At 40.7% G+C, this 16551-nt stretch carries 5 protein-coding genes, 4 tRNA genes and 6 rRNA genes; all 15 read left to right on the forward strand.

The genetic code is table 11. The features are described from left to right. Positions 1-206: 206 nt before the first annotated feature. The 15 genes from HF520_RS13960 to HF520_RS14030 all read left to right on the forward strand — a co-directional run bounded on the left by HF520_RS13960 (position 207) and on the right by HF520_RS14030 (position 16546). On the forward strand, positions 207-2558 hold the full coding sequence (locus HF520_RS13960) for an anaerobic ribonucleoside triphosphate reductase (RefSeq protein WP_168574500.1): 2352 nt from the start codon (positions 207-209) through the stop codon (positions 2556-2558). Between the two features lie 19 nt (positions 2559-2577). Further along, positions 2578-3117 (forward strand): anaerobic ribonucleoside-triphosphate reductase activating protein, encoded by a 540-nt coding sequence (gene nrdG, locus HF520_RS13965; protein ID WP_168574501.1) that lies wholly within the window; start codon positions 2578-2580, stop codon positions 3115-3117. Between the two features lie 586 nt (positions 3118-3703). Continuing rightward, positions 3704-5204: ribosomal RNA gene (locus tag HF520_RS13970) — 16S ribosomal RNA — on the forward strand. A gap of 111 nt (positions 5205-5315) precedes the next feature. Beyond that, positions 5316-5391, forward strand: a tRNA-Ala gene (locus HF520_RS13975). Positions 5392-5482: 91 nt separating this feature from the next. Continuing rightward, a 23S ribosomal RNA gene (locus HF520_RS13980) occupies positions 5483-8384 on the forward strand. A 144-nt stretch (positions 8385-8528) separates the two neighbouring features. Beyond that, positions 8529-8645, forward strand: a 5S ribosomal RNA gene (gene rrf, locus HF520_RS13985). Between the two features lie 5 nt (positions 8646-8650). Then, positions 8651-8739: transfer RNA gene (locus HF520_RS13990), tRNA-Leu, on the forward strand. Positions 8740-8748: 9 nt separating this feature from the next. Beyond that, positions 8749-8825, forward strand: a tRNA-Ile gene (locus tag HF520_RS13995). Between the two features lie 171 nt (positions 8826-8996). Next, positions 8997-10497 (forward strand): 16S ribosomal RNA (locus HF520_RS14000). A gap of 111 nt (positions 10498-10608) precedes the next feature. After that, a tRNA-Ala gene (locus tag HF520_RS14005) sits at positions 10609-10684 on the forward strand. Positions 10685-10775: 91 nt separating this feature from the next. Then, a 23S ribosomal RNA gene (locus HF520_RS14010) occupies positions 10776-13677 on the forward strand. Positions 13678-13761: 84 nt separating this feature from the next. Continuing rightward, positions 13762-13877 (forward strand): 5S ribosomal RNA (gene rrf, locus HF520_RS14015). Together the 16S, 23S and 5S rRNA genes with 4 tRNA genes alongside form the textbook arrangement of a ribosomal RNA operon. Positions 13878-13978: 101 nt before the next feature. Continuing rightward, positions 13979-14173 (forward strand): DUF378 domain-containing protein, encoded by a 195-nt coding sequence (locus tag HF520_RS14020; RefSeq protein ID WP_168574502.1) that lies wholly within the window; start codon positions 13979-13981, stop codon positions 14171-14173. Between the two features lie 262 nt (positions 14174-14435). Then, positions 14436-15845 carry an aminotransferase class I/II-fold pyridoxal phosphate-dependent enzyme gene (locus HF520_RS14025; RefSeq protein ID WP_168574503.1) on the forward strand — a complete coding sequence of 470 codons (1410 nt, stop codon included), beginning with the start codon at positions 14436-14438 and terminating at the stop codon, positions 15843-15845. A 26-nt stretch (positions 15846-15871) separates the two neighbouring features. Next, positions 15872-16546 (forward strand): dTMP kinase, encoded by a 675-nt coding sequence (locus HF520_RS14030; protein WP_168574504.1) that lies wholly within the window; start codon positions 15872-15874, stop codon positions 16544-16546. Positions 16547-16551: the final 5 nt, after the last annotated feature.

Genomic DNA, 16551 nt, shown 5'->3' on the forward strand with positions numbered 1-16551 from the left:
TAAATGATTTAACAAAGACATAAGAATCGACTAATTATTATAGGAAAAAATGTATTTGTAATTTAGTAGGGGATATAGGTTTTGTATTAGGGTTAACTTTAAAAGTAAATTTAAAAAATGAATATATTTTCATTAAATATACACAATATATAGTGGTTATAATAAAGTTGTGCTACAATATATAGAGATAGGAAGGGGGCATTTATATGATAAAAAATGTTAAAAAAAGGGATGGAAGGGTTATACCTTTCAATGAAGATAGAATAACAAGGGCAATATTTTTAGCAGCAGATAAGGTAGCTAGAAAAGAAAATAAAGCTGCAGACTATACATTATCAGAGCAATTAACTCAAGATGTTGTAAAAGTATTAAATTCTAGATATACAGAGTCAGTTCCTGGAGTAGAAGATATTCAAGATGTAGTTGTAAAAGTACTAATAGAAACTGGACATGCAAAAACTAGTGAAGAATATATAACATATAGAACAGAGAGAAGTAGAATAAGAAATTCAAAAACTAGATTAATGAAGGCTATAGAAGAAATTACATTTGAGGAGGCTAATGAAGCAGACATAAAACGAGAAAATGCAAATATTGACGGGGATACAGCTATGGGAACTATGCTTCAATATGGTAGTGCTGTATCAAAGGAATTCTGCAAAACACATATATTAAAACCAGAACATTCATATGCTCATGACAAAGGAGATATACATATACATGATATGGACTTTTTAAATATGGGCACACTAACATGTTGCCAAATAGATATCGAAAAGTTATTTGAAGGAGGTTTTTCTACAGGTCATGGTTTTTTAAGAGAACCAAATGATATTATGAGTTATGGTGCTTTAGCGGCTATAGCAATTCAAAGTAATCAAAATGATCAACATGGAGGTCAAAGTATACCTTTCTTTGATTATGGCTTAGCTAAAGGTGTATATAAAACATTTAGAAAGCTTTATATATCGAATATGTTAAAAGCATTAAAGTTATTTTGTGGTGTAGATGATATAGATAAAGTAAAAGATACAATTTCAAATATAGAAAAAAGATATAATTTAAAGTTAAGTATGAAACAAAATAAAGATTACATAGATAAAGAAAAAGAAGAATTAAAAGTAGCATTTAATATAGATGAAGAGATAGCTGCAACTATACAACATTTTGCTTATGAAGAAGCCTATAAAGAAACGGATAGACAAACATATCAATCTATGGAAGGATTTATACATAATTTGAATACTATGCACTCTAGAGCTGGAGCACAAGTTCCTTTTTCGAGTATTAATTTTGGAACTGATGTATCTGAAGAAGGAAGGATGGTAAGTAAAAACTTATTATTATCTCAAGAGAGAGGGCTAGGAAATGGAGAAACTCCGATATTTCCTATACTGATATTTAAAGTAAAAGAAGGTATTAATTTAAATCCAAATGACCCTAACTATGATTTGTTTAAATTATCCTGTAGAGTATCTGCTAAGAGATTATTCCCGAATTTTAGTTTTTTAGATGCACCATTTAATGCTAAATATTATAAAGAAGGACATCCAGAAACTGAAGTAACATATATGGGGTGTAGAACTAGAGTTCTAGGAAATATTTGTGGAGAAGAAATTGTTAGTGGTAGAGGAAACTTATCATTCACTACCATTAATTTACCTAGACTAGGTATAAAATATGGGATGAGTAGTAATAAAGAAACTGATTTAGATGGATTTTTCAAAGATTTAGATAAAAAAATAGATTTAGTTATAGATCAATTATTAGAGAGAATGGAAATACAAGGTAATAAGAAAGTGAAAAATTTCCCATTCTTAATGGGACAAGGTATATGGGTAGGTTCTGAAAATTTAGGACCTGAAGACAAGCTAGGCGAGGTTATAAAACAGGGTACGTTAACTATTGGATTTATAGGATTAGCAGAATGTTTAATAGGCTTAATAGGAAAGCATCATGGAGAGAGTAAAGAAGCTCAAGAATTAGGGATAAGAATAATTTCACATATGAAAAATAGAATGGATGAGGCAAGTGAAAAGTATAAGTTGAACTTTTCTTTAATAGCTACTCCAGCAGAAGGTCTTTCTGGAAGGTTTACTAAGATAGATAAAAAGATATATGGAAAAATAAAAGGAATAACTGATAAAGAGTATTATACTAATTCATTCCATGTGCCTGTGGATTATAAAATTAGTGCGTTTGAAAAAATAAGAATAGAAGCTCCTTATCATGAGTTTACTAATGCTGGTCATATAACATATGTAGAGTTAGACGGTGATCCATCAAATAATTTAGAAGCATTTGAAACAATAATAAGAGCGATGAAAGAGTCAGGAATCGGATATGGAAGTGTTAATCATCCTGTAGATAGAGATCCTATTTGCGGATATTCTGGTGTAATAGAAGGAAAAATATGTCCCGCTTGCGGAAGAAATGAAGATGAAAGTAGTGTTAAATTTGAAAAGATTAGAAGAATAACTGGATATCTTGTTGGTACTGTTGATAGATTTAATAATGCGAAAAGAGCTGAAGTGAGAGATAGAGTGAAGCATGTATGATATAAGTGGAGGTAATAAGATGAAACTTAGAGTAGCATCTCCTACTATATTTGATAGTATTGTAGATGGTCCAGGGTTGAGAATGGTTATATGGACACAAGGATGTATACATAATTGTGATGGATGTCATAACCCACAAACACATATATTAAATGGAGGATATGAAATAGATTATAGAGATATAGTTGATGAAATAAAACATTCAAACTTACAAAGAGGTATAACGCTATCAGGAGGAGAGCCATTTTTACAGCCAATACCTTTAGAATTAATAGCCAAAGAAGCTAAGAAAAAAGGATTGGATGTATGGGCGTATACAGGATTTACATTTGAAGAACTTTTAGATAAAAGTAATAATGAATATGAGGATAGATTAAATTTACTTAAGCAAGTGGATGTTTTAGTAGATGGTAAGTTTGATCAGTATAAGAAAAGTATAGAGTTAAAGTTTAGAGGGTCTTATAATCAAAGAATAATAGATGTACAAAGAAGCTTAAAAGAAAATAAGATATTTTTAAAATATGAATATATGGAAGATACTTTATATAAAGTTAAGTAAAAAGAAGGATAATATTAGTTTTATAAAATTAATATTATCCTTCTTTTATAGTATTTAGTATTAATTATATATTATGTGAGATATAATTTAAGATAAATATAATATAGAGTTTTAAATATCTGAAAGGAGTAAAGGAAGATTAAATAAAGAAGCTGAATTTACTACTCATTTTATTTGTAAAAATGCTATAATTATATAATAAAATAAAAAGTATATAATGTTAATAAATATATTAATAATGTGTATAAGTAAGGGTTAAAATATATATAATATTGATAAATAGCTGTTAATAATGTGGATAATATTATTATTAATAAATTCAAATAAAAATAATTATAAAAAATATTAAAAAAAGTGTTGACGATATTAGTTAAAGTTGGTATAGTATTACTTGTCCGAGAGATAAGGACAAAAAATTAAGAACTTTGAAAATTAAACAGTAGGTTAATTTATATAACTTAAATTCTTTTTTTTGAGCAACGGGATATTCTCATAGAGAATAGACGTTGGCGAATAATTTTAAGAATTAAACACAAACAACCAAGCCAGATATTCAGGTAATGATTAGCTGAGCGATGGACAACTTTTATTTGAGAGTTTGATCCTGGCTCAGGATGAACGCTGGCGGCGTGCCTAACACATGCAAGTCGAGCGAACCCTTCGGGGTGAGCGGCGGACGGGTGAGTAACGCGTGGGTAACCTGCCCTATACACACGGATAACGTACCGAAAGGTACGCTAATACGAGATGACATAAGAGATTCGCATGGATTTCTTATCAAAGCTCCGGCGGTATAGGATGGACCCGCGTCTGATTAGCTAGTTGGTAAGGTAACGGCTTACCAAGGCGACGATCAGTAGCCGACCTGAGAGGGTGATCGGCCACATTGGAACTGAGACACGGTCCAAACTCCTACGGGAGGCAGCAGTGGGGAATATTGCACAATGGGCGAAAGCCTGATGCAGCAACGCCGCGTGAGCGATGAAGGCCTTCGGGTCGTAAAGCTCTGTCCTCAAGGAAGATAATGACGGTACTTGAGGAGGAAGCCCCGGCTAACTACGTGCCAGCAGCCGCGGTAATACGTAGGGGGCTAGCGTTATCCGGAATTACTGGGCGTAAAGGGTGCGTAGGTGGTTTCTTAAGTCAGAGGTGAAAGGCTACGGCTCAACCGTAGTAAGCCTTTGAAACTGGGAAACTTGAGTGCAGGAGAGGAGAGTGGAATTCCTAGTGTAGCGGTGAAATGCGTAGATATTAGGAGGAACACCAGTTGCGAAGGCGGCTCTCTGGACTGTAACTGACACTGAGGCACGAAAGCGTGGGGAGCAAACAGGATTAGATACCCTGGTAGTCCACGCCGTAAACGATGAGTACTAGCTGTCGGAGGTTACCCCCTTCGGTGGCGCAGCTAACGCATTAAGTACTCCGCCTGGGAAGTACGCTCGCAAGAGTGAAACTCAAAGGAATTGACGGGGACCCGCACAAGTAGCGGAGCATGTGGTTTAATTCGAAGCAACGCGAAGAACCTTACCTAAGCTTGACATCCTTTTGACCTCTCCCTAATCGGAGATTTCCCTTCGGGGACAGAAGTGACAGGTGGTGCATGGTTGTCGTCAGCTCGTGTCGTGAGATGTTGGGTTAAGTCCCGCAACGAGCGCAACCCTTGCCTTTAGTTGCCAGCATTAAGTTGGGCACTCTAGAGGGACTGCCAGGGATAACCTGGAGGAAGGTGGGGATGACGTCAAATCATCATGCCCCTTATGCTTAGGGCTACACACGTGCTACAATGGGTGGTACAGAGGGCAGCCAAGTCGTGAGGCGGAGCTAATCCCTTAAAGCCATTCTCAGTTCGGATTGTAGGCTGAAACTCGCCTACATGAAGCTGGAGTTACTAGTAATCGCAGATCAGAATGCTGCGGTGAATGCGTTCCCGGGTCTTGTACACACCGCCCGTCACACCATGGGAGTTGGGGGCGCCCGAAGCCGGTTAGCTAACCTTTTGGAAGCGGCCGTCGAAGGTGAAACCAATAACTGGGGTGAAGTCGTAACAAGGTAGCCGTATCGGAAGGTGCGGCTGGATCACCTCCTTTCTAAGGAGAATTGCCTACTGTTTAATTTTGAGGGTTCTTAAAAATCCTTAAAAAAAATATTGACAAGAATCGACAAAGTTATTATAATATAACCTGTTGAAAAAATAATATGGGGGTGTAGCTCAGCTGGGAGAGCACTTGCCTTGCACGCAAGGGGTCAGGAGTTCGATCCTCCTCATCTCCACCATTAGTACTTTGAAAACTGCATAACATTTAGTGATATGACATCATTTAATTATAAATAGACAGAGAAGTCTTTAAAATCAACTTTAATAACTGGTCAAGTTATTAAGGGTGCAGGGCGGATGCCTTGGCACTAGGAGCCGATGAAGGACGTGATAAGCTGCGATAAGCTTCGGGGAGTTGCACGTAAACTTTGATCCGAAGATTTCCGAATGAGGAAACTCACTTAGAGTAATGTCTAAGTATCGTTAAGTGAATACATAGCTTAGCGAGGGGAACCCGGGGAACTGAAACATCTAAGTACCTGGAGGAAGAGAAAGAAAAATCGATTCCGTAAGTAGCGGCGAGCGAACGCGGAACAGGCCAAACCAATGAAGTTTACTTCGTTGGGGTTGCGGACATGTCATTAACGAAGAGGTATCGTAAGTGAAGAGAGTTGGAAAGCTCCGCTATAAAAGGTAATAGCCCTGTAGCTGAAACGAGAAGACTTTAGACATGATCCAGAGTACCACGGGACACGTGAAACCCTGTGGGAAGCAGGAGGGACCATCCTCCAAGCCTAAATACTACCTAGTGACCGATAGCGCATAGTACCGTGAGGGAAAGGTGAAAAGAACCCCGGGAGGGGAGTGAAATAGAACCTGAAACCCTGTACTTACAAGCTGTGGGAGCACATTTCTTGTGTGACCGCGTACTTTTTGTAGAACGGGCCAACGAGTTACGTTAAGTAGCAAGGTTAAGCACTTAAGGTGTGGAGCCGTAGCGAAAGCGAGTCTTAAATGGGCGATTTAAGTTACTTGGCGTAGACCCGAAACCGGGCGACCTATCCATGAGCAGGTTGAAGCGAAAGTAAAATTTCGTGGAGGACCGAACCCACGAGCGTTGAAAAGCTCGGGGATGACTTGTGGATAGCGGTGAAATTCCAATCGAGCCCGGAGATAGCTGGTTCTCCCCGAAATAGCTTTAGGGCTAGCCTCAAGGTTGAGAGAAGCGGAGGTAGAGCACTGAATGTCCTAGGGGGTATTGCACTTACCGAAGACTATCAAACTCCGAATGCCGTATTCTTATACTTGGGAGTCAGACTGTGGGTGATAAGATTCATAGTCAAGAGGGCAACAGCCCAGATCGTCAGCTAAGGTCCCTAAATGTACGTTAAGTGGTAAAGGATGTGGGATTGCACAGACAACCAGGATGTTGGCTTAGAAGCAGCCACTCATTTAAAGAGTGCGTAATAGCTCACTGGTCGAGTGATCCTGCGCCGAAAATTTCCGGGGCTAAAACGTACTACCGAAGCTACGGCATCATTATGATGGGTAGGGGAGCTTCGTATGCAGGTTGAAGCATGACCGTAAGGACATGTGGACAGTATACGAGTGAGAATGTTGGCATGAGTAGCGAGATGTGGGTGAGAATCCCACAGGCCGTAAACCCAAGGTTTCCAGGGGAAGGTTCGTCCGCCCTGGGTTAGTCAGGACCTAAGCCGAGGCCGAAAGGCGTAGGTGATGGACAACAGGTTGATATTCCTGTACCACCAATAACCGTTTGAGAGATGGGATGACACAGTAGGATAAGCTAACCGTACTGTTGGTTATGTACGGGCAAGCATTGAGGCAGTTCCTATAGGCAAATCCGTAGGAATAATGCTAGGATGTGATGCGGAGCGAAATTTAGTAGCGAAGTAGCTGATTTCACACTGTCGAGAAAAGTCTCTATCGAGGTTAAAGGTGCCTGTACCGCAAACCGACACAGGTGGGTGAGGAGAGTATCCTAAGGCCAGCCAGAGAACTGTTGTTAAGGAACTCGGCAAAATGACCCCGTAACTTCGGGAGAAGGGGTGCCTGCATTTGCAGGCCGCAGAGAATAGGCCCAAGCGACTGTTTACCAAAAACACAGGTTTCTGCTAAGTCGCAAGACGATGTATAGGAGCTGACGCCTGCCCGGTGCTGGAAGGTTAAGGGGATCTGTTAGAGCAATCGAAGCAGTGAACTTAAGCCCCAGTAAACGGCGGCCGTAACTATAACGGTCCTAAGGTAGCGAAATTCCTTGTCGGGTAAGTTCCGACCCGCACGAAAGGCGTAACGATTTGGGCACTGTCTCAACAACAGACTGGGTGAAATTGTAATACCGGTGAAGATGCCGGTTACCTGCGACAGGACGGAAAGACCCCATGGAGCTTTACTGTAGCTTGACATTGGGTCTTGGTACTACATGTACAGGATAGGTGGGAGACTATGAAGCGTGAACGCCAGTTTGCGTGGAGTCACCCTTGGGATACCACCCTTGTAGTACTGGGACTCTAACCATAGGCCATGAATCTGGTCTTGGGACACTGTCAGGTGGGCAGTTTGACTGGGGCGGTCGCCTCCCAAAAAGTAACGGAGGCGCTCAAAGGTTCTCTCAGTACGGTCGGAAATCGTACGTAGAGTGTAAAGGCACAAGAGAGCTTGATTGCAAGACATACAGGTCGAGCAAGGACGAAAGTCGGACTTAGTGATCCGGTGGTTCCGCATGGAAGGGCCATCGCTCAACGGATAAAAGCTACCCTGGGGATAACAGGCTTATCTCCCCCAAGAGTCCACATCGACGGGGAGGTTTGGCACCTCGATGTCGGCTCATCACATCCTGGGGCTGTAGTAGGTCCCAAGGGTTGGGCTGTTCGCCCATTAAAGTGGTACGCGAGCTGGGTTCAGAACGTCGTGAGACAGTTCGGTCCCTATCCGTCGCAGGCGTAGGAAATTTGAGGAGACCTGTCCTTAGTACGAGAGGACCGGGATGGACGCACCTCTGGTGTACCAGTTGTTCTGCCAAGGGCATAGCTGGGTAGCTAAGTGCGGAATGGATAAGCGCTGAAAGCATCTAAGCGCGAAGCCGACTTCAAGATAAGATTTCCCACCGTAAGGGTAAGACCCCAGGAAGACTACCTGGTTGATAGGTCGAAGGTGTAAGTGCAGTAATGTATTTAGCTTATCGATACTAATAGGTCGAGGACTTGACCACAATTTAAATGATAAATTCTAAATGATATGCAGTTTTCAGAGTATTAACTTTAAGATTTTTTTATAGAAAAGATTTAATAAAGGTGTTGACATTTTAAAATAAAGATGTTAATATAATACTTGTCTTAAAAACAAAGCAATTTAATGTGGTTACTATAGCAAAGAGGATACACCTGTTCCCATTCCGAACACAGAAGTTAAGCTCTTTAGCGCTGATGGTACTTGGGGGGCAACCTCCCGGGAGAGTAAGACGTAGCCACGTTAAGTGCCGAAGTGGCGGAACTGGCAGACGCACAGGACTTAAAATCCTGCGGGACTTACCTCTCGTACCGGTTCGATTCCGGTCTTCGGCACCAAATTAAAGTGGACCATTAGCTCAGTTGGTTAGAGCGCCCGGCTCATAACCGGTAGGTCTGGGGTTCGAGTCCCTGATGGTCCACCACTTTAAGAACTTTGAAAATTAAACAGTAGGTTAATTTATATAACTTAAATTCTTTTTTTGAGCAACGGGATATTCTCATAGAGAATAGACGTTGGCGAATAATTTTAAGAATTAAACACAAACAACCAAGCCAGATATTCAGATAATGATTAGCTGAGCGATGGACAACTTTTATTTGAGAGTTTGATCCTGGCTCAGGATGAACGCTGGCGGCGTGCCTAACACATGCAAGTCGAGCGAACCCTTCGGGGTGAGCGGCGGACGGGTGAGTAACGCGTGGGTAACCTGCCCTATACACACGGATAACGTACCGAAAGGTACGCTAATACGAGATGACATAAGAGATTCGCATGGATTTCTTATCAAAGCTCCGGCGGTATAGGATGGACCCGCGTCTGATTAGCTAGTTGGTAAGGTAACGGCTTACCAAGGCGACGATCAGTAGCCGACCTGAGAGGGTGATCGGCCACATTGGAACTGAGACACGGTCCAAACTCCTACGGGAGGCAGCAGTGGGGAATATTGCACAATGGGCGAAAGCCTGATGCAGCAACGCCGCGTGAGCGATGAAGGCCTTCGGGTCGTAAAGCTCTGTCCTCAAGGAAGATAATGACGGTACTTGAGGAGGAAGCCCCGGCTAACTACGTGCCAGCAGCCGCGGTAATACGTAGGGGGCTAGCGTTATCCGGAATTACTGGGCGTAAAGGGTGCGTAGGTGGTTTCTTAAGTCAGAGGTGAAAGGCTACGGCTCAACCGTAGTAAGCCTTTGAAACTGGGAAACTTGAGTGCAGGAGAGGAGAGTGGAATTCCTAGTGTAGCGGTGAAATGCGTAGATATTAGGAGGAACACCAGTTGCGAAGGCGGCTCTCTGGACTGTAACTGACACTGAGGCACGAAAGCGTGGGGAGCAAACAGGATTAGATACCCTGGTAGTCCACGCCGTAAACGATGAGTACTAGCTGTCGGAGGTTACCCCCTTCGGTGGCGCAGCTAACGCATTAAGTACTCCGCCTGGGAAGTACGCTCGCAAGAGTGAAACTCAAAGGAATTGACGGGGACCCGCACAAGTAGCGGAGCATGTGGTTTAATTCGAAGCAACGCGAAGAACCTTACCTAAGCTTGACATCCTTTTGACCTCTCCCTAATCGGAGATTTCCCTTCGGGGACAGAAGTGACAGGTGGTGCATGGTTGTCGTCAGCTCGTGTCGTGAGATGTTGGGTTAAGTCCCGCAACGAGCGCAACCCTTGCCTTTAGTTGCCAGCATTAAGTTGGGCACTCTAGAGGGACTGCCAGGGATAACCTGGAGGAAGGTGGGGATGACGTCAAATCATCATGCCCCTTATGCTTAGGGCTACACACGTGCTACAATGGGTGGTACAGAGGGCAGCCAAGTCGTGAGGCGGAGCTAATCCCTTAAAGCCATTCTCAGTTCGGATTGTAGGCTGAAACTCGCCTACATGAAGCTGGAGTTACTAGTAATCGCAGATCAGAATGCTGCGGTGAATGCGTTCCCGGGTCTTGTACACACCGCCCGTCACACCATGGGAGTTGGGGGCGCCCGAAGCCGGTTAGCTAACCTTTTGGAAGCGGCCGTCGAAGGTGAAACCAATAACTGGGGTGAAGTCGTAACAAGGTAGCCGTATCGGAAGGTGCGGCTGGATCACCTCCTTTCTAAGGAGAATTGCCTACTGTTTAATTTTGAGGGTTCTTAAAAATCCTTAAAAAAAATATTGACAAGAATCGACAAAGTTATTATAATATAACCTGTTGAAAAAATAATATGGGGGTGTAGCTCAGCTGGGAGAGCACTTGCCTTGCACGCAAGGGGTCAGGAGTTCGATCCTCCTCATCTCCACCATTAGTACTTTGAAAACTGCATAACATTTAGTGATATGACATCATTTAATTATAAATAGACAGAGAAGTCTTTAAAATCAACTTTAATAACTGGTCAAGTTATTAAGGGTGCAGGGCGGATGCCTTGGCACTAGGAGCCGATGAAGGACGTGATAAGCTGCGATAAGCTTCGGGGAGTTGCACGTAAACTTTGATCCGAAGATTTCCGAATGAGGAAACTCACTTAGAGTAATGTCTAAGTATCGTTAAGTGAATACATAGCTTAGCGAGGGGAACCCGGGGAACTGAAACATCTAAGTACCTGGAGGAAGAGAAAGAAAAATCGATTCCGTAAGTAGCGGCGAGCGAACGCGGAACAGGCCAAACCAATGAAGTTTACTTCGTTGGGGTTGCGGACATGTCATTAACGAAGAGGTATCGTAAGTGAAGAGAGTTGGAAAGCTCCGCTATAAAAGGTAATAGCCCTGTAGCTGAAACGAGAAGACTTTAGACATGATCCAGAGTACCACGGGACACGTGAAACCCTGTGGGAAGCAGGAGGGACCATCCTCCAAGCCTAAATACTACCTAGTGACCGATAGCGCATAGTACCGTGAGGGAAAGGTGAAAAGAACCCCGGGAGGGGAGTGAAATAGAACCTGAAACCCTGTACTTACAAGCTGTGGGAGCACATTTCTTGTGTGACCGCGTACTTTTTGTAGAACGGGCCAACGAGTTACGTTAAGTAGCAAGGTTAAGCACTTAAGGTGTGGAGCCGTAGCGAAAGCGAGTCTTAAATGGGCGATTTAAGTTACTTGGCGTAGACCCGAAACCGGGCGACCTATCCATGAGCAGGTTGAAGCGAAAGTAAAATTTCGTGGAGGACCGAACCCACGAGCGTTGAAAAGCTCGGGGATGACTTGTGGATAGCGGTGAAATTCCAATCGAGCCCGGAGATAGCTGGTTCTCCCCGAAATAGCTTTAGGGCTAGCCTCAAGGTTGAGAGAAGCGGAGGTAGAGCACTGAATGTCCTAGGGGGTATTGCACTTACCGAAGACTATCAAACTCCGAATGCCGTATTCTTATACTTGGGAGTCAGACTGTGGGTGATAAGATTCATAGTCAAGAGGGCAACAGCCCAGATCGTCAGCTAAGGTCCCTAAATGTACGTTAAGTGGTAAAGGATGTGGGATTGCACAGACAACCAGGATGTTGGCTTAGAAGCAGCCACTCATTTAAAGAGTGCGTAATAGCTCACTGGTCGAGTGATCCTGCGCCGAAAATTTCCGGGGCTAAAACGTACTACCGAAGCTACGGCATCATTATGATGGGTAGGGGAGCTTCGTATGCAGGTTGAAGCATGACCGTAAGGACATGTGGACAGTATACGAGTGAGAATGTTGGCATGAGTAGCGAGATGTGGGTGAGAATCCCACAGGCCGTAAACCCAAGGTTTCCAGGGGAAGGTTCGTCCGCCCTGGGTTAGTCAGGACCTAAGCCGAGGCCGAAAGGCGTAGGTGATGGACAACAGGTTGATATTCCTGTACCACCAATAACCGTTTGAGAGATGGGATGACACAGTAGGATAAGCTAACCGTACTGTTGGTTATGTACGGGCAAGCATTGAGGCAGTTCCTATAGGCAAATCCGTAGGAATAATGCTAGGATGTGATGCGGAGCGAAATTTAGTAGCGAAGTAGCTGATTTCACACTGTCGAGAAAAGTCTCTATCGAGGTTAAAGGTGCCTGTACCGCAAACCGACACAGGTGGGTGAGGAGAGTATCCTAAGGCCAGCCAGAGAACTGTTGTTAAGGAACTCGGCAAAATGACCCCGTAACTTCGGGAGAAGGGGTGCCTGCATTTGCAGGCCGCAGAGAATAGGCCCAAGCGACTGTTTACCAAAAACACAGGTTTCTGCTAAGTCGCAAGACGATGTATAGGAGCTGACGCCTGCCCGGTGCTGGAAGGTTAAGGGGATCTGTTAGAGCAATCGAAGCAGTGAACTTAAGCCCCAGTAAACGGCGGCCGTAACTATAACGGTCCTAAGGTAGCGAAATTCCTTGTCGGGTAAGTTCCGACCCGCACGAAAGGCGTAACGATTTGGGCACTGTCTCAACAACAGACTGGGTGAAATTGTAATACCGGTGAAGATGCCGGTTACCTGCGACAGGACGGAAAGACCCCATGGAGCTTTACTGTAGCTTGACATTGGGTCTTGGTACTACATGTACAGGATAGGTGGGAGACTATGAAGCGTGAACGCCAGTTTGCGTGGAGTCACCCTTGGGATACCACCCTTGTAGTACTGGGACTCTAACCATAGGCCATGAATCTGGTCTTGGGACACTGTCAGGTGGGCAGTTTGACTGGGGCGGTCGCCTCCCAAAAAGTAACGGAGGCGCTCAAAGGTTCTCTCAGTACGGTCGGAAATCGTACGTAGAGTGTAAAGGCACAAGAGAGCTTGATTGCAAGACATACAGGTCGAGCAAGGACGAAAGTCGGACTTAGTGATCCGGTGGTTCCGCATGGAAGGGCCATCGCTCAACGGATAAAAGCTACCCTGGGGATAACAGGCTTATCTCCCCCAAGAGTCCACATCGACGGGGAGGTTTGGCACCTCGATGTCGGCTCATCACATCCTGGGGCTGTAGTAGGTCCCAAGGGTTGGGCTGTTCGCCCATTAAAGTGGTACGCGAGCTGGGTTCAGAACGTCGTGAGACAGTTCGGTCCCTATCCGTCGCAGGCGTAGGAAATTTGAGGAGACCTGTCCTTAGTACGAGAGGACCGGGATGGACGCACCTCTGGTGTACCAGTTGTTCTGCCAAGGGCATAGCTGGGTAGCTAAGTGCGGAATGGATAAGCGCTGAAAGCATCTAAGCGCGAAGCCGACTTCAAGATAAGATTTCCCACCGTAAGGGTAAGACCCCAGGAAGACTACCTGGTTGATAGGTCGAAGGTGTAAGTGCAGTAATGTATTTAGCTTATCGATACTAATAGGTCGAGGACTTGACCACAATTTAAATGATAAATTCTAAATGATATGCAGTTTTCAGAGTATTAACTCTAAATAACTTAATAATAAGTTAATCGAAAGATTATGTGGTTACTATAGCAAAGAGGATACACCTGTTCCCATTTCGAACACAGAAGTTAAGCTCTTTAGCGCTGATGGTACTTGGGGGCAACCTCCTGGGAGAGTAAGACGTAGCCACGTAATCTTTTTTTATTATAATTTTATATTTTAAAAATGGTTAACTTTTAAAAACATGTAGATACTATTAAAAAAGCTAAAATAAAATAATAGGAGTGATACATGTGAAAAGACTCGCAATGATTTTAGTGATAGTGGGAGCTATAAATTGGGGACTAATAGGAGCCTTTGGAGTTGACTTATTAGGTAATGTATTTGGAGGAACATATGAAGTAGTAAGTAGAATATTATATTTTATTGTGGGATTGTCAGCAATATATTTAATTATGACCGGAGTTTTTGAAAATAAAAATATATAAAATTATAAATATATAAAATTATAAATATATATTTAAAGTATAAATAGAAGTACATAACTAATAACTTATAATAAAAATAAAAAAAGACCGTGACTATATTTAGTCAACGGTCTTTAACTTTTTATAAATTTATAATAATATATGAAGGTGATATAAAAGATATTAATAAGATAATTATAGTTATTATAAATAATGTATAATTAAAATCACAAATAATAAAATATATTTTTAATAAACTAATAAATAGTATTAAGGAGATTAAATGAATAATTTGATAATAGATGAACTGAATAAAAACTTAGAAGAAAATTTAATTTCATTTCATGTGCCAGGTCACAAGCTAGGTAAAATATATGAAAAATTAAATTATAAAAGTATATTAGAAAAAATATATAAAATGGATACTACAGAAATTCCAGGAACAGATAATTTACATTCACCAGAAGGTATAATAAAAAGGTCTCAAAATAATGCTTCAGAAGCCTTTAAAAGCGATGAAACATATTATTTGATAAATGGTAGCACTTGTGGTATACAAGCTTCTATAATGGCTTTATGTTCACCAAAAAGTAAAATAATAGTTAATAGAGATTGCCATCAATCTGTAATTAATGCATGTATATTAGGGGATGTAGATCCAGTATATATACAGTCAGAAATTGATAAAGAGACTACTATATTAAAGGGTGTAAATGAAGATGATGCAATTCGTGTTATAGATAATAATAAAGATGCAAAGGCTATAATACTTACATATCCAACTTATTATGGAATGACATATGATTTAAAAAAGATATGTGATTATGCTCATAGTAAAAGTATGGTTGTGATTGTAGATGAAGCTCATGGAGCACATTTAGGTTTAAGTGATAAATTACCTAAAACAGCTTTAGAACAAGGAGCAGATATAGTTATTCAAAGTACTCATAAAACTTTACCTTCATTTACACAATCATCGATGATTCATACTCAAGGGAATAGAGTAGATAAAAATAAATTAAAATCCATTTTAAAAATAATAGAATCATCAAGCCCATCATATTTATTAATGTCTTCTTTAGAAATAGCCGTAGATATTTATAAAAGATATGGAAAAAATTTGATGGAAGATCTTTTAAATAATATAGATAATTTTAAAAATAAATTTATACACAATAAAAATATAGAATTTTATGAAACTAATGATGCTACAAAATTATTTATATCAACTACTAAAATAGGATTAATAGGCTATGAGCTAGAAACTATACTTAGAGAAGAGTATAATATACAAGTAGAGTTATCTAATTATTACGGTTCTCTTTTAGTGTGTACAATAGGTAATGATAAAGAGGATTTCATAAGTCTAGAAACAGCTTTAAACGATATAATAAAAAAATATAAGTCAAATAAAAAAATAAATCCAATAGATTATCCTAATAATATACCAGTAAAAAAACTAACACCAAGAGAAGCATTCTATAAAGATAAGAAAAGTGTTAAAATATATGAAAGTATAGGGAAAATATGTGGTGAATATATAATTCCTTATCCTCCAGGAATAAGTTTAACATCACCTGGAGAAATAATAACAAAAGAAATTATTGATTATATACTATTCTGTAACAAAAAAGGAATGAGTGTAAGTGGATTAAAAGATTCAACTTTAGGGAAAATTCAAATTATAGAATAATGTATAATTCTATGGAGGAACGAAATATGAAAGGCAAATTAATAATTATAGAGAGTGGATCTGATGCTAGTGGTAAAGCAACTCAAACTAAAAAACTAGTGGATAGATTATCAAGTGAGTACAGCAATATTAGAAAAGTAGAATATCCTAATTATGATGGAGAATCATCAGCATTAGTAAAAATGTATTTAAGAGGTGATTTTGGTAAAAATCCTTCGGATGTAGATCCATATGTAGCATCTACTTTTTATGCAGCTGATAGATATGCATCATTTAAAACTGAATGGGAAGAGTTCTATAACAATGGTGGGATAGTTATAGCTGATAGATATACAACTTCTAATATGGTCCATCAAGCCTCTAAAATGGATGAGTTAAATAGAGATAAGTATTTGGACTGGTTAGTAGATTTTGAGTTTAATATGTATAAGATACCAGAGCCAGATTGTGTAATATTTTTAGACATGCCAATAGAATTTAGCCAAAAATTAATGGCTAATAGAAAAAATAAAATAACTGGTGAAGATGAAAAAGATATACATGAACGTGATATTGATTACTTAACAAAGTCATATAAAAATTCATTATATATAGCAGATAAATACAATTGGAAAAAGATAGACTGTGTTAGAGATGGACAACTAAGAACTATAGATGATATCCATGAAGAAATTTATAAGATAGTAAAACAAAGTATATAGTCCAA

The organism is Romboutsia sp. CE17 (assembly GCF_012317385.1).
Lineage (GTDB): Bacteria > Bacillota > Clostridia > Peptostreptococcales > Peptostreptococcaceae > Romboutsia_E.